The 21,411-nt window shown below is 71.1% G+C and carries 20 protein-coding genes; 10 read left to right on the top strand and 10 right to left on the bottom strand.

Going from position 1 to position 21,411, the window contains the following annotated elements; all coding sequences use genetic code 11:
* Nucleotides 1–8: 8 nt before the first annotated feature.
* From ACZ3IC_RS14880 to ACZ3IC_RS14855, 6 genes are all read right to left on the bottom strand, one after another.
* Nucleotides 9–491, bottom strand: a complete 483-nt coding sequence (locus tag ACZ3IC_RS14880; protein WP_467416198.1) for a DUF3180 domain-containing protein — start codon at nt 489–491, stop codon at nt 9–11.
* Nucleotides 492–590: 99 nt separating this feature from the next.
* Nucleotides 591–1,202 carry a 2-amino-4-hydroxy-6-hydroxymethyldihydropteridine diphosphokinase gene (gene folK, locus ACZ3IC_RS14875; RefSeq protein WP_467416196.1) on the bottom strand — a complete coding sequence of 204 codons (612 nt, stop codon included), beginning with the start codon at nt 1,200–1,202 and terminating at the stop codon, nt 591–593.
* A complete protein-coding gene (gene folB / locus ACZ3IC_RS14870) occupies nt 1,199–1,558 on the bottom strand; it encodes a dihydroneopterin aldolase (RefSeq protein ID WP_351202187.1) in 360 nt (119 codons plus the stop codon). Before folB ends, folK begins: the two co-directional genes overlap by 4 nt.
* A gap of 193 nt (nt 1,559–1,751) precedes the next feature.
* Complete coding sequence (locus ACZ3IC_RS14865; protein ID WP_467416193.1) at nt 1,752–2,234, bottom strand: nuclear transport factor 2 family protein; 483 nt, start codon at nt 2,232–2,234, stop codon at nt 1,752–1,754.
* Nucleotides 2,231–3,091: a dihydropteroate synthase gene (folP, locus tag ACZ3IC_RS14860; RefSeq protein ID WP_467416192.1), complete on the bottom strand. Its 861-nt coding sequence runs from the start codon at nt 3,089–3,091 to the stop codon at nt 2,231–2,233. Before folP ends, ACZ3IC_RS14865 begins: the two co-directional genes overlap by 4 nt.
* Nucleotides 3,092–3,122: 31 nt before the next feature.
* Nucleotides 3,123–4,964, bottom strand: a complete 1,842-nt coding sequence (locus ACZ3IC_RS14855; RefSeq protein WP_467416191.1) for a phosphatidylglycerol lysyltransferase domain-containing protein — start codon at nt 4,962–4,964, stop codon at nt 3,123–3,125.
* Nucleotides 4,965–5,103: 139 nt separating this feature from the next.
* Between ACZ3IC_RS14855 and ACZ3IC_RS14850 the strand changes: the two genes are divergently transcribed.
* Nucleotides 5,104–6,225: an alpha/beta hydrolase gene (locus ACZ3IC_RS14850; RefSeq protein ID WP_467416189.1), complete on the top strand. Its 1,122-nt coding sequence runs from the start codon at nt 5,104–5,106 to the stop codon at nt 6,223–6,225.
* Nucleotides 6,226–6,290: 65 nt separating this feature from the next.
* Here the strand turns inward: ACZ3IC_RS14850 and ACZ3IC_RS14845 are convergent, their stop codons facing one another.
* Nucleotides 6,291–7,484: an ABC transporter ATP-binding protein gene (locus ACZ3IC_RS14845; RefSeq protein ID WP_467416188.1), complete on the bottom strand. Its 1,194-nt coding sequence runs from the start codon at nt 7,482–7,484 to the stop codon at nt 6,291–6,293.
* 130 nt (nt 7,485–7,614) lie between these two features.
* Between ACZ3IC_RS14845 and ACZ3IC_RS14840 the strand changes: the two genes are divergently transcribed.
* The 4 genes from ACZ3IC_RS14840 (at nt 7,615) to ACZ3IC_RS14825 (ending at nt 11,239) form a co-directional block, all read left to right on the top strand.
* A complete protein-coding gene (locus ACZ3IC_RS14840) occupies nt 7,615–8,337 on the top strand; it encodes an ABC transporter permease (RefSeq protein WP_467416186.1) in 723 nt (240 codons plus the stop codon).
* Between the two features lie 3 nt (nt 8,338–8,340).
* On the top strand, nt 8,341–9,015 hold the full coding sequence (locus ACZ3IC_RS14835; RefSeq protein ID WP_467416185.1) for an ABC transporter permease: 675 nt from the start codon (nt 8,341–8,343) through the stop codon (nt 9,013–9,015).
* Between the two features lie 100 nt (nt 9,016–9,115).
* Nucleotides 9,116–10,102: an ABC transporter substrate-binding protein gene (locus ACZ3IC_RS14830; protein WP_467416184.1), complete on the top strand. Its 987-nt coding sequence runs from the start codon at nt 9,116–9,118 to the stop codon at nt 10,100–10,102.
* Nucleotides 10,103–10,198: 96 nt separating this feature from the next.
* Nucleotides 10,199–11,239 (top strand): hypothetical protein, encoded by a 1,041-nt coding sequence (locus ACZ3IC_RS14825; protein ID WP_467416182.1) that lies wholly within the window; start codon nt 10,199–10,201, stop codon nt 11,237–11,239.
* An 85-nt stretch (nt 11,240–11,324) separates the two neighbouring features.
* Here the strand turns inward: ACZ3IC_RS14825 and ACZ3IC_RS14820 are convergent, their stop codons facing one another.
* Nucleotides 11,325–12,467: an NADH-quinone oxidoreductase subunit D gene (locus ACZ3IC_RS14820; RefSeq protein WP_467416181.1), complete on the bottom strand. Its 1,143-nt coding sequence runs from the start codon at nt 12,465–12,467 to the stop codon at nt 11,325–11,327.
* Nucleotides 12,468–12,540: 73 nt separating this feature from the next.
* Complete coding sequence (locus tag ACZ3IC_RS14815) at nt 12,541–13,536, bottom strand: SAM-dependent methyltransferase (RefSeq protein WP_467416179.1); 996 nt, start codon at nt 13,534–13,536, stop codon at nt 12,541–12,543.
* Between the two features lie 96 nt (nt 13,537–13,632).
* On the opposite strand from ACZ3IC_RS14815, the gene ACZ3IC_RS14810 reads away from it, so the two are divergent.
* Nucleotides 13,633–14,835, top strand: a complete 1,203-nt coding sequence (locus tag ACZ3IC_RS14810; RefSeq protein WP_467416178.1) for a sensor histidine kinase — start codon at nt 13,633–13,635, stop codon at nt 14,833–14,835.
* A gap of 103 nt (nt 14,836–14,938) precedes the next feature.
* Complete coding sequence (locus ACZ3IC_RS14805) at nt 14,939–15,607, top strand: response regulator (protein ID WP_467416176.1); 669 nt, start codon at nt 14,939–14,941, stop codon at nt 15,605–15,607.
* 363 nt (nt 15,608–15,970) lie between these two features.
* Here the strand turns inward: ACZ3IC_RS14805 and ACZ3IC_RS14800 are convergent, their stop codons facing one another.
* Nucleotides 15,971–17,260: a threonine aldolase family protein gene (locus tag ACZ3IC_RS14800; protein WP_467416696.1), complete on the bottom strand. Its 1,290-nt coding sequence runs from the start codon at nt 17,258–17,260 to the stop codon at nt 15,971–15,973.
* Between the two features lie 210 nt (nt 17,261–17,470).
* On the opposite strand from ACZ3IC_RS14800, the gene ACZ3IC_RS14795 reads away from it, so the two are divergent.
* From ACZ3IC_RS14795 to ACZ3IC_RS14785, 3 genes are read left to right on the top strand one after another with little or no spacing between them, the layout of a single operon-like run.
* Nucleotides 17,471–18,421, top strand: coding sequence for a Rossmann-like and DUF2520 domain-containing protein (locus ACZ3IC_RS14795; RefSeq protein WP_467416174.1), 951 nt, complete (start codon nt 17,471–17,473; stop codon nt 18,419–18,421).
* Nucleotides 18,418–19,668 carry a pantoate--beta-alanine ligase gene (gene panC, locus ACZ3IC_RS14790; RefSeq protein WP_467416173.1) on the top strand — a complete coding sequence of 417 codons (1,251 nt, stop codon included), beginning with the start codon at nt 18,418–18,420 and terminating at the stop codon, nt 19,666–19,668. Before ACZ3IC_RS14795 ends, panC begins: the two co-directional genes overlap by 4 nt.
* A complete protein-coding gene (locus tag ACZ3IC_RS14785; protein WP_467416171.1) occupies nt 19,665–21,410 on the top strand; it encodes an L-aspartate oxidase in 1,746 nt (581 codons plus the stop codon). Before panC ends, ACZ3IC_RS14785 begins: the two co-directional genes overlap by 4 nt.
* The last annotated feature ends 1 nt before the right edge of the window (nt 21,411 follow it).

Here is a 21,411-nt window from a genome sequence, read left to right as displayed (position 1 = left end):
GGTGGCCGCTACGCGGTCGCCGAGCTCTTGTCGTTGTTCTCGTCCTCCGGGAGCTTGCAGATGCGCTCCAGCCAGAGGGCCACGGCAACCACCGCGATGCCGGCGAGGACCGCGAAGCCCGCGTAGATCGCCTGGTCGCGGCGGGCCGGGATGTCGAGGGAGCCGAGCAGGAAAATGCCCGTGCCGCCGTACATGCCGGAGACCAGGGAGACGACCAGCGCGCTGGCCTGGCCGAAGACGACCGCTCTGGCCGCCATCAGTGGCTCGACGCCCTTGGCTCCCGGCCGACGCTCGCGCTGGGCGCGCAGCCGGGAACGGATGGAGAGTGCCGTCGCGAGCAGGATGACGGCGATCACCGCGAGCACGATCGGTGCGGCGAGGGGAACGCTCGGCAGACTGCCCAGGGAATCCCAGAGGCGGGCGCCGCCCCAGGAGAGCACCCCGGCCGCGGCGAAGAGGCCCGTCAGTACCCCGAGCCGTAGTTGCTTCACCGAGTGCTCCGCCCTTCGCCGCCAGTGGTCCGCGCCTCTGGTGGTCCGCTTCGCCAGTGGCCTGTGTCGCCAGTGATCCGTGTCCGTTGAGCCTAACGACTACTCGGGCAGACGGAGTTCCAGATCGGCCCGGGGCAGTACGCCCTCCCGGCCCACACCGGCCAGCAGGTCCGCGACGGGGCCCACGCCGGGCAGTTGGGCGTCGGGGTCTATGTCGTGCCACGGGGCGAGGACGAAGGCACGCTCATGGGCCCGGGGGTGGGGGAGGGTGAGTGCCGGGTCGTCGGAGACGACATCCGCGTACGCCACGATGTCGACGTCGATGGTGCGCGGGCCCCAGCGTTCCTCACGGACCCGGTCGAAGGCTTCCTCGACGGCCTGGCCGCGCTCCAGGAGGGAGGACGGGGGCAGCGTCGTCTTCACCACTATCACCGCGTTGAAGTAAGAGGGCTGGGAGCCGGGAGCGACGCCGCAGGGCTCCGTCTCGTACACCGGGGAGACCGCTTTGACCCGGAGGCCGGGGGTGTCCTCCAGGGCGTCTATGGCGCCCTGCAGGGTCTCCAGGCGGTTGCCGAGATTGGAACCCAGGGAGATCACGGCACGCTTGGGATTGGAAAGTGTGATGTCCGCGGCGTCCACCTGCTCGACCACGAAGGCGGGTACCGGCTGTACGGTCGGGTCGCTCTGCCCCTCGGTAGAAAATGCAGTCATACTCGGCTCCGGGTGATGGTGATGGTCACATCGTCGAAGGGGACGGTGATCGGCGCATCAGGCTTGTGCACCACCACCTCAACCTCCTCGACTCCTTCGTGCTTGAGGCACGTCTGGGCGATGCGCTCCGCGAGCGTTTCGATCAGATCGACCGGTTCCCCCTGCACCACGTCGACGACTTCCTCCGCGACGATGCCGTAGTGCACCGTCTTCGTCAGGTCGTCGGCGGCCGCCGCGGGGCGGGTGTCGAGGCCGAGCACCAGGTCCACGATGAACGTCTGGCCCTCTTCCCGTTCCCGAGGGAAGACGCCATGGTGTCCACGGGCCTTGAGGCCGCGCAGCGCGACACGATCCACGCGAATCACTCCTGCTGTTGTTGGGCGTAGGGACACGGGGCCGCGTACGGACGGCGAGGCGCCCTCTTTCGAATCTACCTGCGAGCACCGACAGCGCTCGCCCGCGGGGGCTATGGGCAGGACCTCGCGGGGCTGGTAGCCGCTTCTACCCGCGGTCTGGGGTTCCAACCCCCGCGTGGAGCAGATGTCTCGATCAGGAGGGTGACTCCTCGTCCTCGTCCTCATCGGTTTCGGTGAGGACGGGCGAGCCGTGGTGGGACCAGAGCTTCCAGCCGTCCGGGGTGCGCCGGAACACATTGGTGGCCACGACGAGCTGGCCGACCAGCGGTCCGAGCGCGTTGCCGTCCTCCGCGGGGCCGCCGCTGAGGATGTTCTCCGTACAGGTCACCAGGGCCGTGTCGCCGGTCATCGAGACCCCGACATCGGTCAGGAAGAACTGGATGTACTCGGTGTTCGCCATGATCAGCGCGTAACTGCGCAGCACCTCGCCGCGGCCAATGAGCACCGGCCAGCCGGGGTGGACGCAGGAAACGGTGAGGTCCTCGCCCGGCAGCCAGAGCCCGGAGAGCTCCTCGAAGTCGCCGCGCTCCATCGCCTCGTAGAAGGCGGTGTTGGCCTGCTCGACGGCCGCGATGTCGGCGGCTGCCTCCGCGTGCTCGTCGCGGGCCCCGCTCACGCGGCTCCCTCGATGGCGCGGGCGACCCGTACGGCGTCGGCCGTGGCCCGTACCTCGTGGACCCGGACGGCCCAGGCACCCGCGCGGGCGGAGAGCGCGGAGATCGCCGCGGTGGCGGCGTCGCGTTCGCGGGCGGGCGGCGGGGCGGCGCCCTCACCGGCCAGCACATGGCCGAGGAAGCGCTTGCGGGAGGCTGCGACCAGCAGTGGGCGGCCCAGGGCGCGCAGCTCTTCGAGGTGGGCGACCAGGGAGAGGTCGTGGTCGGCTTCCTTGGCGAAGCCGAGACCGGGGTCGATCACGATCCGTTCCGGGGCGACACCGCCCGCGATCACGGCGTCCATCCGCTCCCGCAGCTCCGTGACGACTTCGGCGACGACGTTCTCGTACACCGCGCGGCTGTTCATGGACTCGCTGAAGCCGCGCCAGTGCATCACGACGAACGGCGCGCCGGCCGCGGCCACGACCCGGACCATGTCCGGGTCGGCGAGGCCGCCGCTCACGTCGTTGACCAGGGCGGCCCCGCCCGTGACCGCCTCCTCGGCGACACGGGCCCGCATGGTGTCCACGGAGACCGTGACCCCTTCGGACGCCAGGCCCTTGACCACCGGGACCACGCGCCGCAACTCCTCCGACGCGTCCACCCGGCTGGCGCCGGGACGGGTCGACTCGCCGCCGACATCGATCAGGTCGGCCCCCTCGGCGACCAGGTCGAGTCCGTGTTTGATCGCGGCCGTGGTGTCGAACCAGCGGCCCCCGTCGGAGAAGGAGTCAGGGGTCACATTGACGACACCCATGACCGCGCAGCGGTCCCACTCTGGCAGGCCTTGGACCGTGCCTCGTCCACGCAACGTACTCATGCGACCAGCGTAGGCCCCGTACGGCACGCTGTTACGCCGCGCGGGCGTGGTGCTCCTGGCCCGGCGCCCGGGTGTGGGCGCAGGGGCGGGGCGGGCGGGCCGGGAAGCGGCGGGCGAAGGGACGCGGCAGCGCGAAGTTCACGAAGCCTTCGGCCTGCATGGCCGCGAGGGAGATGCGGGGCAGGTCACGGGCGGTGCGGTAGATGACGAAGCGGGGCTCCCAGCGGGGCCGGAACTTGGCGTTGAACTTGTACAGCGACTCGATCTGGAACCAGCGCGACAGAAAGATCAGCAGTCCGCGCCAGGTCCGCAGCACCGGTCCCGCGCCCAGCCTCTCGCCGCGGGCGAGCGCCGAGCGGAACATCGCGAAGTTCAGTGAGACGCGCGCCACGGAGAGCTTGGGGGAGGCATGGAGGGCGGCGACGATCAGCAGTTCGTTCATCCCGGGGTCGGCGGAGCGGTCGCGGCGCATCAGATCGAGGGACATGCCGTCGCTGCCCCACGGGACGAAGTGGAGTAAGGCCTTCAGGTCGCCGTACGGGGAGTCGTCGGTGTGCTCGTCGGCCTTGTGGGCGGTGGCGACGACGCAGTCCCCGTCGGCCGGGTCGCCGATCCGGCCGAGGGCCATGGAGAAGCCGCGCTCGTTGTCGGTGCCGCGCCAGTCGGCGGCGGCCCACCGGATGCGGGCCAGTTCGGCCTCGCCGATGTCGCGTACGCGCCGGACCCGGGTCTCGTAGCCGAGACGTTCAATGCGCTTCACCATCTGGCGTACGTTGCGCATCGCGCGCCCGGCGAGCGAGAAATCCGTGACATCCACCACCGCCTCGTCGCCGAGTTCCAGTGCGTCGAGCCCGGTCTCGCGGGTCCAGACCTCGCCGCCGGTCTCGCTGCAGCCCATCACGGCGGGGGTCCAGGAGTGGGCCCTGGCCTCGTCCATGAAGCGCTCGATGGCGCCGGGCCAGGCCTCCACGTCGCCGATCGGGTCACCGCTCGCCAGCATCACCCCGGACACGACGCGGTAGCAGACGGCGGCCTTGCCGCTGGGCGAGAAGACGACGCCCTTGTCGCGGCGGAGCGCGAAGTGGCCGAGCGAGTCGCGTCCGCCGTGCTTCTCCAGCAGGGCGCGCAGCCGGGCCTCGTCGTCCTCGGTGAGGCGGGCGGCAGGATGTTCGGGGCGGAACGCGAGGTAGATGGTGGTGACGGCGGTCAGCAGGCCGAGGGCGCCGAGCGAGTACGCCACGGTCCAGGAGGTGACTCCGGCGTAGTCGACGGGGCCCTCGAAGCCGAACAGCCCGTACAGCACGTGCTGGAGCCGGTCGGCGATGCTGGGGCTCCCCACGAGCCGGCCGGGGTGGATGCTGACGATGACCAGGCCGAGGCCCAGCGAACCCGCGCCGAGGAGCACGAAGTTGGCCAGGGCCCGCCAGCGGCTCCTGGGGTCGGGGAGCGCGGCGAATTCACCGCGATGGCGGATCAGCAGCAGGCAGAGCGCCAGCGAGACGAGCGTGCCGATGAGCGAGTGCCGGTAGACGAACTGCGCCAGCGCACCGGCCGGCAGCAGTACGACGGCCGCCCGCCAGGCCCGCCGTTTGTGCCGCTTGAGGCCGTGGGCGAGCAGCAGCAGCAGGACGCCCGCACTCAGGGAGAGGGCGGCGGCGAACGGCCCGAGGGCGCCGGGGAGTACCTCGGCGAGGGTGTGCATCCGACTGTGCCGGAAGCGCGGGAAGACGCCCGCGGCGACATCGATCAGGCCGACGACGGTGCAGGCGGTACCGACCAGAGTCGGTACGGATTCGGGGCGCGGGCCGCGTACGAACCTGCGTACAGGGTTCGGAACCGATCCCGATTTATCCCCATCTAGCGTGATAGACATCGCTTCCCGTGGTTCCGCGAGAGATTCTTGAGTCCTTCGGCCGAGGCCCTCCGGACGATGTGCGACCTTTAGGACGAAGCTTCCGGGGCGAGGGTTCACCCGCCGACCGGAAAATTCCAGACAAGAGAGCTCACCCCCCATGGGTCTTACGAGCAGGACATTTCTGACCCTGGCCATCGTGCTGGCCGTGGTGTTCTTCACCGCCACGGTCTGGCTCTGGCCGCGACTGGCCCGACGCAGCGTGTCCGCGGTGTTCGGCAGGATCGGTCTGCTGCTGGCGACTCAGGTGACGGTCTTCGTCTCCGTCGCTCTGGTGGCCAACAACTCGTTCCTCTTCTACGGCTCCTGGGCCGATCTGTTCGGCCGGCAGCAGGAATTGGGTGTGGTCACCGACCACGCGGCCGGAACGCCGGCCTCCAAGAACATCGTCCGGGTCGGCATGCAACGGCCGGACGTGCCGGGCGGTTCGCGGCCCGCGACGGGCGGACGGATCGACAAGGTCGTGATCGCGGGGCGGCAGTCGAAGATCGAGAGTTCGGCGTATGTGTATCTTCCGCCGGAGTACTTCCAGCCGGCGTTCGCCCGCCTGAAGTTCCCCGCGGTCGTGGTTCTCACCGGCTACCCGGGCGTCTCGGAGAACCTGCTGAAGGGCCTTCGGTACCCACGGACGGCACACGACCGGGTGAAGGCCGGTCGGGCGCAGCCGATGATCCTGGTGATGCTGCGGCCGACGGTGGCGCCGCCGCGGGACACCGAGTGCGTGGACGTAGAGGGCGGGCCGCAGACCGAGACGTTCTTTGCCGAGGACCTGCCGCAGGCGGTCTCGGACGCGTACCGGGTCGGCAAGTCGGCCCGTAACTGGGGCATCATGGGCAATTCGACCGGCGGCTACTGCGCGCTGAAGATCGGGCTCCATCACCCGGACCGGTTCGCCGCGAGCGCTGGGCTCTCCGCGTACTACAAGGCGGCCGAGGACCCGACGACCGGCGACCTCTTCCACGGCGACCAGGGGGCGCGCAACCGCTCCGATCTGATGTGGAGTCTGGACCATCTGCCGCAGCCCGACGCGTCCTTCCTCGTCACGACCTCCAGGCAGGGCGAGGGGAACTACCGCACCACACGGCAGTTCATCGCCAAGGTGAAGCCGCCCGCCCAGGTCTCGTCGATCGTGCTCGACAGCGGTGGGCACAACTTCAACACGTGGCGGCGGGAGATTCCTTCGGCGCTGGACTGGATGAGCAGCCGGCTCGACGAGAACTGAGACGAGCCGGGGCCGGGGGCGGACCCCGAGACGGGGCCGGGGCCGGGGGCGGACCGGCCCCCGGCTCAGCGTGCGGCGGCCTTGGTGACCCTCTCCACGGTCTCGACGGCCACCTCGGCGCGCGGGACGTCCTGCGCGTCCGCGTCGATCGAGCGGCGCAGTGCCTCATGGAGCCGTGCCGGGGTGAGCACACCGAGGAACCGGCCGGTGCTCTCCTTGTCGATGACGGCGATCCAGCCCGCGTCGTGCTGGAGCATGGTGGCGAATGCCTGCTTGAGCGGGGCGCCGACGGGCAGCCACGCCTCCATCCGTCGGGCGTGGGCGCGCACCGTGTCCTTGGCCCCGGTCCCGGTGGCGGAGCTGTCGGCCGGGATCCAGCCGTGCAGATTGTCCTCGCCGTCGAGCACGACGGCCCAGCGGGCCCCCTCGGCCCGCAACCGCTCGGTCGCCCTCGCCAGGGAGTCGTCGAGGTGGACGACCGGTGGCTGGTCGAGGTCGTCCTCCTCGATGGGGGTCACGGAGAGCCGCTTGAGACCGCGGTCGGCGCCGACGAAGTCCGCGACATAGGGGGTGGCGGGGGCGCCGAGTACGGTGGCCGGGGAGTCGAACTGTTCGATGGAGCCCTGTCCGTAGACGGCGATACGGTCACCGAGCCGGACCGCTTCCTCGATGTCGTGCGTGACGAACAGCACGGTTTTGCGGACCTTTTCCTGGAGTTTCAGGAATTCGTTCTGCAGTCGTTCCCGTACGACGGGGTCGACCGCACCGAAAGGCTCGTCCATCAGCAGAACCGGCGGATCCGCAGCCAGCGCCCTTGCCACGCCCACGCGTTGACGCTGGCCGCCGGAGAGCTGTTCCGGATAGCGGTCGCCATAAACGGAAGGATCGAGTCCGACAAGGTCGAGGAGTTCTGCCGCGCGCACACGGCCCTTTTCCCGTTTCCAGCCGAGGAGATGGGGAACGGTCGCGGTGTTTTCCAGGATCGTGCGGTGCGGGAAGAGCCCCACCTGCTGGATCACATAGCCGATACGGCGGCGCAGCCGGACGGGGTCGATGGCGGATATGTCGTCCCCGTCGAGCAATATCCGGCCCTCGGTCGGTTCGATCAGCCGGTTCACCATCTTCATGGTGGTCGTCTTGCCACAGCCCGACGGTCCGACGAGCGTGACCAGTTCACCCTCGGCGACCTCGAAGGAAAGGTCGTCGACGGCGGTCGTGCCGTCCGCGTACCGCTTGGTGACGTGCTCGAAACGGATCATGGTTCCCCATTGTCGCGCGTGTTCTGTGAAGGACATGTTGCTGGAATACAACGGCCTCGGTGATTGTCAGTGGTCGGGGATAGGGTCGCCAGACATCGGTGCGACGCGGTAATCGGGAGGTGGGGGACGGATGACTGCCGCACAGAACTGCATGGTGACGAACGACTGGATCTGCGGGGAGTATCTCCGTTCCCGCAGCCAGGAGTTGACCGATGCGACGGTCCAGCACATCTGGATCACCGTGGCCTCGGTGGTCATCGGGCTCGTGGTGGCCTTTCCGCTGGCGCTGCTCGCACGCCGCGGCCGCCGCTTCGCCGTACCGGTGCTGGGGCTGACGACGGTGCTCTACACCGTGCCGTCGCTCGCCATGTTCTCGCTGCTGCTGCCGCTGTTCGGACTTTCCGCGGAGCTGGTCGTCACGGGCCTGGTGCTATATTCGCTGACCATTCTCGTGCGGAACATCCTGGCGGGCCTCGAAGCGGTTCCGCAGGAGGCGAAGGAAGCCGCGAAGGGAATGGGATACGGGCCGGTCCGGTTGCTGTGGGAGGTCGAACTTCCCCTGGCGATGCCCGCGTTAATGGCCGGCGTACGAATCACCACGGTCTCGACGATCGCGCTGACGACGGTCGGATCGATCATCGGAAGAGGCGGCCTCGGCAACCTCATAGGGGACGCCCTGCCCAGCTTCTTCAAGGCACAGGTGCTCACCGCCTCGGTCCTGTGCGTACTGCTCGCGGTCGCCGCGGATCTGCTGTTGCTGGGCCTCCAGCGGCTGCTGACCCCCTGGACTCGAATACGCACCACTCACGCGCGTGTGGGCGCGGTCGCGGGTGTCACGGCAAAGGCGGCCTGATCCATGGGAGTTCTCGGCGGGGCCTGGACCTGGCTCACCACCAGCGCCAACTGGTCGGGGGAGAGCGGGGCGGCCCACCGTCTCGGCGAGCACCTGTACGTCAGCGGCGTCGCGCTCGCCCTGGCCTGCGCGATCGCGCTGCCGACCGCGCTGTACCTCGGGCACATCGGGAAGGGGGGCGCGCTGGCCGTCAACATCTCCAATGCCGGGCGGGCGATCCCGGTCTTCGCGGTGCTGGCCCTCTTCATGGTCTCGCCGCTGCGCAATGCCGGATATGTGCCTACGATCATCGCGCTGGTGCTGTTCGCCGTGCCGCCGCTGCTCACCAACGCCCATGTCGGGATGACGGAGGTCGACCGGTCGGTGGTCGAGGCGGCCCGGGGCATGGGAATGTCCGGGAGCCAGCTCTTCGTACGGGTCGAACTCCCGCTTGCCTACCCGATGATCACGGCCGGGCTGCGATCGGCCGCGGTCCAGGTGGTCGCCACGGCGACGATCGCCGCGATGGTCGGCCAGGGCGGTCTCGGCCGGATCATCACCGCCGGGTTCAACACGTACAACACGCCGCAGGTGGTCGCGGGAGCGCTGCTGGTTGCCGTGCTCGCACTGCTGGTGGAGGCGGTGCTGGTGGGGCTGGACCGGATGCTGTCACCGCTACGCCGTCGCAGGACGGCATGACGGCGCGGCACGACCGTCCGTCGGGCCCAGGCCAACGCACCCCCTCGATCGCCGGATCCCATCCCAAATAGACCCTGTTGCTGTGGACGGAGAACAACTCATGAGCAAGACCTCGCGCATAGCCGGCGCGGTCATCGGCATGGTCGCGCTGGCCGGCTCGCTCGCCGCCTGCGGCGGCGACAGCCTGGAGAAGGACAAGGGGGGCTCGGCATCGTCCGGCGGCTCCGGCGGCTCCGGCGAGAAGGGCTCGCTCGTCGTCGGCGCGGCCTCCTTCACCGAGTCCAAGGTGCTCGCGGAGCTGTACGCACAGATCCTGGACGACGCCGGATACAGCACCTCAGTCACCACGGTGGCCAATCGGGAACTGTACGAACCGTCCCTGGAGAAGGGCGAGATCGATGTCGTTCCCGAATATGCCGCGACGATCGCCGAATTCCTCAATGCCAAGGTGAACGGGGCGAAGGAGGCGGAGAAGAAGCCGGTCGCCTCCGGTGACGCGGCCGCCACGGTCGCCGCGCTGGAGAAGCTCGCAACCCCGCGCGGACTGAAGGTGCTCCCGGCGGGCGAGGCCGTCGATCAGAACGCCTTCGCGGTGACCGAGGAATTCGCCGCCGAGAACAAGCTCAAGACCCTTTCGGATCTTGGCAGGTCGAAGGCAGAAGTGAAGATTGCGGCGGGTGACGAGTGCGAGGTGCGGACGTTCTGCGCGCCGGGCCTGAAGAAGACGTACGGCATCAATGTCATTGGCATCGACCCCAAGGGAGTCGGTACACCGCAGTCCAAGCAGGCAGTCAAGGACGGCAAGGACCAGTTGGTCCTCACCACCACCACGGACGCGGTGCTGGACAGTTACGGCCTGATGTTCCTGGAGGACGACAAGAAGCTCCAGAACGCGGACAACGTACTGCCGGTCGTCAACGCCGAGGACGCGGGTTCCCAGGACATTGCCGACGCACTCGGCAAGCTCACCAAGGCCCTCACGACCGAGGATCTGGCGGAACTGAACCGCAAGGTCGATGCCGAGCGTGCAAAGCCCGCCGATGTGGCCAAGGGCTATCTGCAGTCGAAGGGCCTCATCAAGAAGTAAGGATTGGGGAGATATAGGGGGCCGCCAGGTAACCGGCCGGGAACAGATTGGCGGGCGGCCTCCCAAGCGCCGCGTACACACGGTAAATTTCAGGCCATGCCACGTGGACGTCATCGCCATTCGCCACCTCTGCACAGAATCCTTCCGTCTTCGGTCGTCGTCGGAGTCGCGATCCTCTGTGCCGCGGGCGCCTGGCTGCTCGCCGAGCCCATGGTCCTGCGCGGTCTGGTGGCCGCCGCGGCGGCCGCTGCTGTGACCGGTGCGTATCTGATGCGCAGTTGGGACCGGGAAGCGGGCCGTCGTGTCGCGGAGCTGACGCGGGCCCGCGCCGGTGACGGATGGCGGGCCGAGGAGCGCATGGCCGAACTCGAGGCCGACCTGGAGGAGTCGCGGGAGCTGCGCGTACGTCTGGAGACGAAGCTGCGCCACAAGCGCGTGGAACTCGCCGGACTGCGAGGGGAGCACGCCGCGCTGTTGCGGCGGTACGCCAACGCCGAGACCGAGCGGGCCAGCGCGCTGGAGGGTCGCAGGCAGCTCGCGCTCGAAGCCTCCGCCGCGCCCCGGGAGCTGCCCGCCGCTCGCAGCACACCGACACCGGCCGCCTATCTGCGTGCGGCCCAGGCGCTGGAGGACCTCTCGCGCAACGGGGCACTCCAGGAGGCTCGCCGCACCGCCGAGCAGGCCAGGAAGCGGGATCTCGCGGAGCGGGCCCGGGAGGCGGAGGAGCGGCAGGGCAGGCACGCGGCGGCCCCGGACCCGTCCGGGGCACAGCACCTGCGCCCGCCGACCGCCCTTCCCGCGACCCGGCCGTCCGCCGCGCTGCCCGCGACCCGGCCGTCCGCCGCGCTGCCCGCGGCGCGCACCGTGCCGGCCGTCGGCGCGGTCGCTCCGTACGCGGCGTCCCGCCGCCCTCCGGTGCCGCAGGGCAGCTTCGACTTCTTCGGTACGCAGAAGGCGCGCGCCGCCATCGAGTCCGTGCAGAACGAGGACCTCGCGGACGTGGTGGGCGAGGAGGCGCTGGCCGTGCACCGCACGGGCACGGCCGAGAGCCGGGCCGTCGGCAAGGTCATCGACCTGACCGCGCACGACGAGACCCAGCAGACGGACGTGGTGGAGCTGCGCAGCGCGATCTCGTAGGCGTGCAGGGGCCGCGAGGGCCGGGGGAGCGCGTCGGCTGCGCGCCGGTGCCGATCGCTTCCCGGCCTACTTATCGCTTCCCGGCCTACTTGTCGATGTCGCCGACGACGAAGAAGAGCGAGCCCAGGACCGCCACCATGTCTGCGACCAGCGTGCCCGGCAGCAGCTCGGTGAGTGCCTGGATGTTGTTGTACGAGGCGGAGCGGAGCTTCAGCCGGTACGGGGTCTTCTCGCCCTTGGACACCAGGTAGTAGCCGTTGATGCCGAGCGGATTCTCGGTCCAGGCGTAGGTGTGGCCCTCGGGGGCCTTCAGCACCTTGGGCAGCCGTTGGTTGATCGGACCGGGTGCCAAGGCAGCCATACGGTCCAGGCAGGCGTCCGCCAGATCCAAGGCGTTGTGCGTCTGCTCCAGCAGGCACTCGAAGCGGGCCAGGCAGTCGCCCTCGGTGCGGGTGACGACCTTGAGGATGTCCTGGAGTTCCCCGTACGCCAGATACGGCTCGTCGCGCCGCAGATCGAAGTCGACCCCCGAGGCGCGGGCGATCGGCCCGGACACCCCGTACGCGTGGACGGTCTCGGCGGACAGCGCGCCGACACCGCGGGTGCGGCCCCGGAAGATCTCGTTGCCGAGCACCAGGTCGTCGTACACGTCCATGCGGGACCGGACCGAGGCGACGGCGTCCCGGGCGCGGCCGAGCCAGCCCGCGGGGAGGTCCTCCTTGAGGCCGCCGACCCGGTTGAACATGTAGTGCATCCGGCCGCCGGAGACCTCCTCCATCACGGCCTGGAGCTCCTCGCGCTCGCGGAAGGCGTAGAACACCGGGGTGATCCCGCCGAGTTCGAGCGGGTACGAGCCGAGGAACATCAGATGGTTCAGGACCCGGTTCAGCTCGGCGAGCAGGGTGCGCGTCCAGACCGCGCGCTCCGGGACCTCCATGCCGAGCATGCGCTCGACGGCCATCACGACGCCCAGCTCGTTGGAGAACGCCGACAGCCAGTCGTGGCGGTTCGCGAGCATCACGATCTGCCGGTAGTCGCGGGCCTCGAACAGCTTCTCCGCGCCGCGGTGCATGTAGCCGATGACCGGTTCGGCGTGCTGGATGCGCTCGCCGTCGAGGACGATGCGCAGACGGAGCACGCCGTGTGTGGAGGGGTGCTGGGGGCCGATGTTGAGCACCATGTCGGTGCTCTCCGCTGCGCCGCCGATGCCGACTGTCGTCTCCGTCATATGGCCAGTATTCCCTGAGCGGCCGGGGCCCCGCCCCGGGCCCCGCGCATCGATCGCCGACGGGGCCGGGGCTTCAGCCCGGCCGCCGCGCCACCCGTTGCATCAGCCAGCCGAAGTCGCCCAGGCCGCCCCGGGCCGTCAGTTCCGCTGCCTCGCCCGCCGAGGCGAGGGCCCGTACGTATCCGGCCGGGTCGGTCGACGCCAGGGCCAGTGGCGGGCGCTCGCCGTTGATGCCGAGGTGGCGCAGCGCCTCGCGCTGCGTCAGCACCTCGGGAGGAGCCCCGGCCCCGTCGCCCATCGCCGCCGCGCACGCGTCCAGCGCCACGTGCGAGGTGAGGTCGCAGCTGCCGTCCGGCACCGGCCGCACCTCACGGCCGGACCGGAAGCCGGTCAGTGTGCCGAAGGGGGGCCGCGCCTCCCGTACGTGCGCATAGTCCACCGCCACCGCGAGCCCTTCGGCCAGCGTGGCCACCGCCCGTGCCCAGGCCTCGTCGCGCGGGCGGCCGATCTCCGCGCGGCCGCCCGGTCCGGCCGACGGCCACCAGCGGCGCAGCCACTCGGCGTCGGCCCCGGTCACCGGCTCGCCCAGCCGTTCCGCGCCGTCCGCCGTCCGGACGAGGACATACCGGTCGACGCCGTCCGCGTCGGTCTCGGCGACCTCGGTCGGGACGTTGTCCAGCCACTCATTGGCGAACAGCAGACCGTGCGTCCCGGCCGGCGGTTCGGCGCACCACTCGATCCGGGGGTCCAGACCGGCCGGGCGGGCGGCGACCTCCACGGCATGCGCCCGTACGGCGAGACCGTCGGCGCCCACGGCCGGCAGCGCCGCCAGCACCCCCGTGAGCAGTTCGCCCCGCCCCGCCCCCAGGTCCACCAGGTCCACCGAGTCGGTGCCCAGCTCCCGTGCCGTCCTGACCAGCAGCCGGGCGACGGCGGAGGCGAACAGGGGCGATGCGTGGACGGAGGTGCGGAAGTGGCCCGCCGGTCCTTCGGGGCTCCGGTAGAACCCCCCGTCTCCGTACAAAGCGGTCTCTGCCGCCTCCTGCCACCCACGCCACTCATCCGTCACGTTCCCAAGTCTCCACCTTGGGGAGTACGGTCCCAGGAGCCGGATCGGCCCTCCGGCTGACCCGTGCACCTACCGCCTGTCCCTACGCTGGGTTACGTGCAGCGCCTCTATGACTTCATCCGCAGACACCCGACGGGCGTCGACAGCTTCTGGGCTGTCTTCCTCCTCGGGCTCTCCGGCCTGTCCATGGTGGTGCACGCGGGCAGCACCGGTGAGCGGCTCACTGCCGGACTGATCGTCATCGGTTTCTGCACCGCCGTCGCGTTGCGCAGGCGCGCGCCGGAGAAGATGCTGCTGCTCACCATCGCGATGGGCGTCGCACAGTTGGTGTTCGGGGTCAGGCCGGGCGTCGTGAACTTCGCGATGCTGGTGATCGTCTTCACCGTGGCCGCCCTCGGGGAGCGATGGGCGTCCCGGCTCGCGCTGGTCTGCGCCCTGAGCGCGGCCGGTCTCTCCCAGCTGCGCTGGCCGCAGGACGTACCGCAGACCGGCTGGGCCCAGCAGGTCTTCGTCGCCATTGTGATGACCGTGCCGTTCGTGCTCGCCTGGGTGCTCGGCGACTCGATGCGGACCCGGCGTGCCTACTTCAGCCAGCTGGAGGAGCGCGCAGCCCGGCTGGAGCGGGAGCGCGAGGCGCAGTCGAAGGTCGCGGTGGCCGCCGAGCGGGCCCGTATCGCCCGCGAACTCCACGATGTCGTCGCGCACAACGTCTCGGTGATGGTGGTGCAGGCCGATGGTGCGGCGTACGTCCTGGACGCGGCCCCCGACCAGGCCCGCCAAGCCCTGGAGACCATCTCCAGCACCGGCAGGCAGGCCCTCGCCGAGATGCGACGGCTGCTCGGGGTGCTGCGGACCGGGGACGCCGAGGAGAGCGGGGAGTACGTCCCGCAGCCCGATGTGGGCCAGATCGAGGACCTGATCGAACAGGTCAGACAGACCGGACTGGCTGTCGACTTCAAGATCGAGGGCACGCCGCGCCCGCTGCCCAGCGGGGTGGAGCTGACCGCGTACCGCATCGTGCAGGAGGCCCTGACCAACACCCGCAAGCACGGCGGCCCGGACGCCGGAGCCAGTGTGCGGCTGGTCTACTTCGACGACGGGCTCGGGCTGCTGGTCGAGGACGACGGGCGGGGTGCGGCGCACGAGCTGTACGAGGACGGCGGCGCCGACGGCGGGGGCCACGGAATGATCGGCATGCGCGAGCGGGTCGGCATGGTCGGCGGCACGCTGGACGCCGGGCCACGGCCCGGCGGCGGGTTTCGGATCAGCGCATTGCTGCCGCTCAAGTCGGCCGACTAGTGCGCTCCCGGCAAGCTTTGTCGGGAGGGCACTGGTCGGCCGGCCCACCAGACTTTCGGTTGGTGCAGGACAGACACAGGACAGACAGGAGACAGCACCCCTCATGGTGATCCGCGTGATGCTCGTCGACGACCAGGTGCTGCTGCGCACCGGTTTCCGGATGGTGCTCGCCGCCCAGCCGGACATGGAGGTCGTGGCCGAGGCCGGCGACGGCGCGGAGGCGATCGAGATCCTGCGCTCCACCGCCGTCGACGTGGTGCTGATGGATGTGCGGATGCCGAGGCTGGACGGCGTCGAGGCCACCCGTCGCATCTGCGCGCAGCCGGGTGCGCCCAAGGTGCTCATCCTGACCACCTTCGACCTCGACGAGTACGCCTTCTCCGGGCTGAAGGCCGGGGCCAGCGGCTTCATGCTCAAGGATGTGCCGCCCGCCGAACTGCTCGCCGCCATCCGCTCCGTGCACAGCGGTGACGCCGTCGTCGCCCCGTCCACCACCCGTCGGCTGCTCGACCGCTTCTCACCGATGCTGCCGAGCGGAAACAGCGAACCGCAGCACAAGGGCATCGGCAAACTCACCGAACGCGAACGCGAAGTGATGCTGCTGGTCGCGCAGGGCCTGTCGAACGGCGAGATCGCGGCCCGACTGGTGCTCTCCGAGGCGACCGTGAAGACACACGTGGGCCGCATCCTCACCAAACTGAGCCTGCGTGACCGGGTGCAGGTCGTCGTCCTCGCGTACGAGTCGGGGCTGGTCCGGGCCGGCGGGGGCTGACGCGCTTCGACTGAACCGGCCCCGCTTCGAAGCAGTGGCCGCGGGCCGCCCGGCGCGTGGCCGTTGGCGGGCGGCTCTGCGGGTCCTGTTCCTCCGAAGCCACCGCACCGGTCGGCCCGGCGCGGTCGGCCGGTGCGGCAACTCCAGCGCGTCCGGCGTGTGAGGGCGGAACCGTTCGGGCGGGCTTTCCGGGGAGAACCTGTCCGGCACGGGTCGGCCGGCCCGTGCCGGACAGCAGACCGGTCGCCGGACGCCCCGTGCACGTACCGCCGCTGGGGCCTGTTCTGAGTTGGCCCGCGGCGTCGCGATGCCCGATGCGCACGCTCGCCGCACCGAACGCCGCTCCTGCCCCCACGGGGCAAGTCAGAACAGGCCCTGAGCCAGCCGCTCCAGGAACTCCGCCACCGCCGCCCGTACGTCCGCCGCCGTCCACTCCAGCCCTTCCCGCCCCACCGTGACCTCGGTGAACGACACCCCGGGCGGCCCGGCAGCCGCAGGGTGCCAGGTGCGGAAGAGCGCCACGCCCGTCTCCTCCGCCTGCCGCACCGACGCCTCCGTCAGGACATCCGCCCCGTACGGCAGCCACACCTGGAACTGGTGCGTGTGCGGCGGCTCCGGATGCACCCGGAACCACCCGGCGCCGGCCGCCGAGAAGCCCTCGGCCAGTGCCCCGGCCACCACCTTCGCGTGTGCCACGTACGAAGGCAGCTGCGGCAGTTCCCGCTCCAGGCCGATCAGCGCGGCGAGCGCCGCCGGGAACTGCTGGAAGAGCTGCCCGCCGTACCGGTGGCGCCAGGTGCGGGCCTCCTCGATCAGCGACTCGGAACCCGCCAGCGCGGCTCCGGAGATTCCGCCGAGGGTCTTGTAGAACGAGACGTACACGCTGTCCGCGAGCGCCGCGATCCGAGGCAGCTCCTGCCCGAAGTGGGGGGCGCACTCCCACAGCCGCGCGCCATCGATGTGCACCACTGCATCGCGCTCCCGCGCGGCCGCCACCATGGCCTCCAGCTCCTCCCACGTCGGTAGGACGAAACCGGCATCGCGCAACGGCAGCTCCAGCATCATCGTGCCGAACGGCTCGGCGAAGTCACGGATCTCCTGAGCCGTGGGCAGCCGGGGCTCGGACGTCGGATGGACGGTACGCAGCCCGCTGAGCGCCTCCAGCGCGCCGCGCTCGTGGACCTCGGGATGAGCGAGGGGATGCAGTGCCACCGTGGAGTTGCCGGTCCGCCCGGCCCAGCACCGCAGCGCGACCTGCTGGGCCATCGTCCCGGTCGGGAAGAACGCGGCGGCCTCCGTGCCCAGCAGGTCCGCGATCCGTTCCTCCAGCTCGGCGACGACGCCATTGCCGTAGCTGTCCGCAGGGTGGTCGAGGTCGGTGACCGATCCAGCCCCCGCGGCCAGTGCGGCCAGGCGTTCACCGAGCGGGAGGTCCATGGGCGGCCTGATCAGCACCCGCTCGGCCGCGCGCCAGGCCTTCAGCCTGCGCAGATGCTGCGCATCCTGCTGCGGCCGGCCATGATCCTCCGCGTCGCCTCCCGCCCCGTCCGCTTCCCGGTCCTCCGCGTCGCCTCCCGCCCCGTCCGCTTCCCGGTCCTCCGCGTTACCTTCCGCCCCGTCCGCCGCCTGCCTCCGGCGCGCCTGCTCATCCATGTCCGCCACATTTGTCATGGGACGATCATCACTCAGGACACAGGCCGGGACCGCATGTTCTCCCGGCCCACCCGGGCCCCTTTGACCGGACGCCCGCCCGGACTTTTCCCACAGGCTGTGGACAGCCAGGGGGCGGGGCGAAACGCTGGCGTAGCATGCAGAGAAATCGTCCGGTACCCCCCGCGGACTGGAACGGAAGGCCACCGCCGCGTGAATGCAACAACCCCCAAGGAACCCCTCGACGCGAGGGACCGACCCGCCCGCCTCACAGTCGGCGTCGTGGGCGCGGGCCGCGTCGGCCCCGCTCTCGCCGCGTCCCTGCAACTTGCCGGGCACCGACCGGTCGCCGTGTCGGGCGTCTCCGACGCGTCCGTGCGCAGGGCGGCCGCCCTGCTCCCCGACGTACCGCTGGTGCCGCCCGCCGAGGTCCTCGCGCGCGCCGAGCTGGTGCTGCTGACCGTCCCCGACGACGCCCTGCCCGGCCTGGTCGAGGGCCTTGCCGAGACCGGTGCGGTGCGGCCGGGTCAGCTGATCGTCCATACGTCGGGGCGGTACGGGACGAGAGTGCTGGACCCGGCTCTGCGGGCCGGTGCCCTGCCGCTCGCCCTGCACCCGGCGATGACGTTCACCGGCACCACCGTCGACGTGCAGCGGCTGGCCGGCTGCTCCTTCGGCGTGACCGCCCCCGAGGAGCTCCGGCTCGCCGCAGAGGCGCTGGTCATCGAGATGGGCGGGGAGCCCGAATGGATCGCGGAGGAGTCCCGCCCGCTCTACCACGCGGCCCTCGCCCTCGGCGCGAACCACCTGGTCACGCTGGTCGCCCAGTCGATGGAGTTGTTGCGTACGGCCGGGGTCGCCGCCCCCGACCGGATGCTCGGCCCCCTCCTCGGCGCCGCACTCGACAACGCCCTGCGCTCCGGTGACGCCGCCCTGACCGGCCCCGTGGCCCGCGGCGACGCGGGCACGGTCGCCGCGCACATAGACGAGCTGCGCAGACACGCTCCGCAGGCCGTGGCCGGCTATCTCGCGATGGCCCGCGCCACCGCCGACCGCGCACTCGCCCACGGCATGCTCAAGCCGGAGCTGGCCGAGGACCTGCTCGGAGTCCTGGCCGACGGCACCGGCACCACGGGCGGCACCGGATCACAGGAGCCCCGATGACCAACACGACCGGCAGGCCCGGCACGTCTGGTGCTGCGCACACGTCCGGTGCTGCGCACTCGCCCGGTGCTGCGCACCCGTCCGGTGCTGCGCACTCGCCCGGTGCTGCGCACCCGTCCGGTGCTGCGCACTCGCCCGGTGCTGCGCACCCGTCCGGTGCTGCGCACCCGTCCGGTGCTGCGCACTCGCCCGGTACGCCCGGCACGCCCCACCCCGCCGCCCCGCCCCGCACACCCGGCACCGCCCCCGCGGCCACCCTTCTTCGTACGGCCGTGGAACTCGCCGCGTTCTCCCCCCTCAAGGGGCAGCGGGCCGTCGTCATGACCATGGGCGCCCTGCACGAGGGCCACGCCACCCTGATCCGTACCGCACGCGCGGCCGTGGGCCCGGACGGCCAGGTCGTCGTCACCGTCTTCGTCAACCCGCTCCAGTTCGGGGAGGCCGCGGACCTGGAACGCTACCCCCGTACCCTCGACGCCGACCTCGCCGTGGCGGGTGCCGCCGGGGCGGACGCGGTCTTCGCCCCGTCCGTCGACGAGGTCTACCCCGGCGGCGAACCGCAGGTCCGGATCTCGGCGGGCCCCATGGGCGAGCGGCTCGAAGGGGCCTCCCGCCCCGGGCACTTCGACGGAATGCTCACCGTCGTCGCCAAGCTCCTGCACCTCACCCGCCCCGATGCCGCGTTCTACGGGCAGAAGGACGCCCAGCAGCTGGCACTGATCCGCCGCATGGTGCGCGATCTGAACTTCCCCGTGGAGATCGTCGGCGTGGAGACGGTCCGCGAACCGGACGGCCTCGCGCTCTCCAGCCGCAACCGCTTCCTGGACGTCGAGGAACGGCACACCGCCCTCGCCCTGTCCCGGGCCCTGTTCGCTGCGCGGGACAGGCTTGCCGCCCAGCAGGCGCTGCACGCCCGCGCGCAGACCACCGCGGCGACCACCGGCCGGGCCGCCGCGCTCACCGCGCTCGGCGAGACCCGTGCGGCCGCCGACACCCAGGCGGTGGCACTGGCCCGCCCCGTGGACGGACCCGCGGCGGTACGCGCCGCGGCGCAATTGATCCTCGACGACGCGGCCGCCGAACAGCCGCCGCTCGCCCTGGACTACCTGGCGCTCGTGGACCCGGCCGACTTCACCGAGATCCCCGACGACCGCACCACCGGTGACGCGATCCTCGCCGTCGCCGCGAAGGTCGGCAAGACCCGCCTCATCGACAACATCCCGCTGACCTTCGGAGCCACCACGTGACCGGAATACGGCTGACCGCCCCCGCCCCCGGCTGGTCCATCGACGCCGACGTCGTGGTGGTCGGCTCCGGCGTGGCCGGTCTCACCACCGCGCTGCGCTGCGCAGCTGCGGGCCTCGCCACCGTCGTCGTCACCAAGGCCCGCCTCGACGACGGTTCCACCCGCTGGGCGCAGGGCGGTATCGCGGCGGCCCTCGGCGAGGGCGACACGCCCCAGCAGCATCTGGACGACACCCTGGTCGCGGGCGCGGGCCTGTGCGACGAGGCGGCGGTGCGGACCCTGGTCACCGAGGGCCCCGACGCCGTACGCCGGCTGATCGATACCGGCGCCCACTTCGACACCACGGACAGCGGAGACATCGCGCTGACCCGCGAAGGCGGCCACCACCGCCGCCGTATCGCCCATGCGGGGGGCGACGCGACGGGCGCCGAGATCTCCCGCGCCCTGGTCGAAGCGGTCCGCGAGGCCGCCCTGCACACCGTCGAGAACGCCCTGGTCCTGGACCTCCTCACGGATGCGGAAGGCCGTACCGCGGGCGTCACCCTGCACGTCATGGGCGAGGGCCAGCACGACGGCGTGGGTGCGGTCCATGCCCCCGCGGTGGTCCTCGCCACCGGCGGCATGGGCCAGGTCTTCTCCGCGACCACCAACCCGGCGGTCTCCACCGGCGACGGCGTGGCCCTGGCGCTGCGGGCCGGTGCGGAGGTCTCCGACCTCGAATTCGTCCAGTTCCATCCGACGGTCCTCTTCCTCGGCGCCGACTCCGAGGGCCAGCAGCCCCTGGTGTCGGAAGCGGTACGGGGCGAGGGCGCCCATCTCGTCGACGCGTCCGGTACGCGCTTCATGGCCGGGCAGCACGAACTGGCGGAACTGGCCCCGCGCGACATCGTCGCCAAGGCCATCACCCGCCAGATGGAGCTGCACGGCACCGAGCACATGTATCTCGATGCCCGCCACTTCGGCGCCGAGATGTGGGAGCAGCGCTTCCCCACGATCCTGGCGGCCTGCCGCGCCCACGACATCGACCCGATCACCGAACCCATTCCCGTCGCCCCCGCCGCGCACTACGCCTCCGGTGGCATCCGCACGGACCTGCGGGGACGTACGACCGTGCCCGGCCTGTACGCCTGCGGTGAGGTCGCCTGCACCGGCGTGCACGGCGCGAACCGGCTGGCGTCCAATTCCCTCCTGGAGGGCCTCGTTTTCGCCGAGCGCATCGCGGCGGACATCGTCGAGGACCGGCCCCGCGCGGGCGCCGCGTCGGCCGGCACCCTTCCCACCCCCTCGCCGCTGCTCGCCTCCGAGGCACGCGGCACGATCCAGCGGATCATGACCCGGGGCGCCGGAGTGCTCCGTTCCGCCGAGAGCCTGGCCGCCGCCGCCGAAGAGCTGGAGGCCCTGCACCACAGTGCTGCCGAGGCCGCCGGGGCTGCCGAGCCCAAGGCCGCGGTGCCCGGAGTCGAGGCGTGGGAGGCCACCAACCTGCTCCTCGTCTCGCGCGTCCTGGTCGCCGCCGCCCGGCAGCGCGAGGAGACCCGCGGCTGCCACTGGCGCGAGGACCGGCCCGAGCGCGACGACGAGAACTGGCGCCGCCACCTCGTCGTCCGGCTCACCCCGGAGCGCCGACTTGTCCTCCGTCGGACGGAGACCGAGGCATTCGGACCCGTACGCACGGCGCAGGCACCAGACTGCGCAGCAGCAGCACCCCTGATTCACCCCGCCGACGTCACCGAGGAGCCGTAAC

The sequence above is a fragment of the Streptomyces sp. NPDC002958 genome (genome assembly GCF_055563255.1).
The sequence above is the reverse complement of the archived record's forward strand: the minus strand, read 5'-3'. Positions and strand labels throughout refer to the sequence as shown.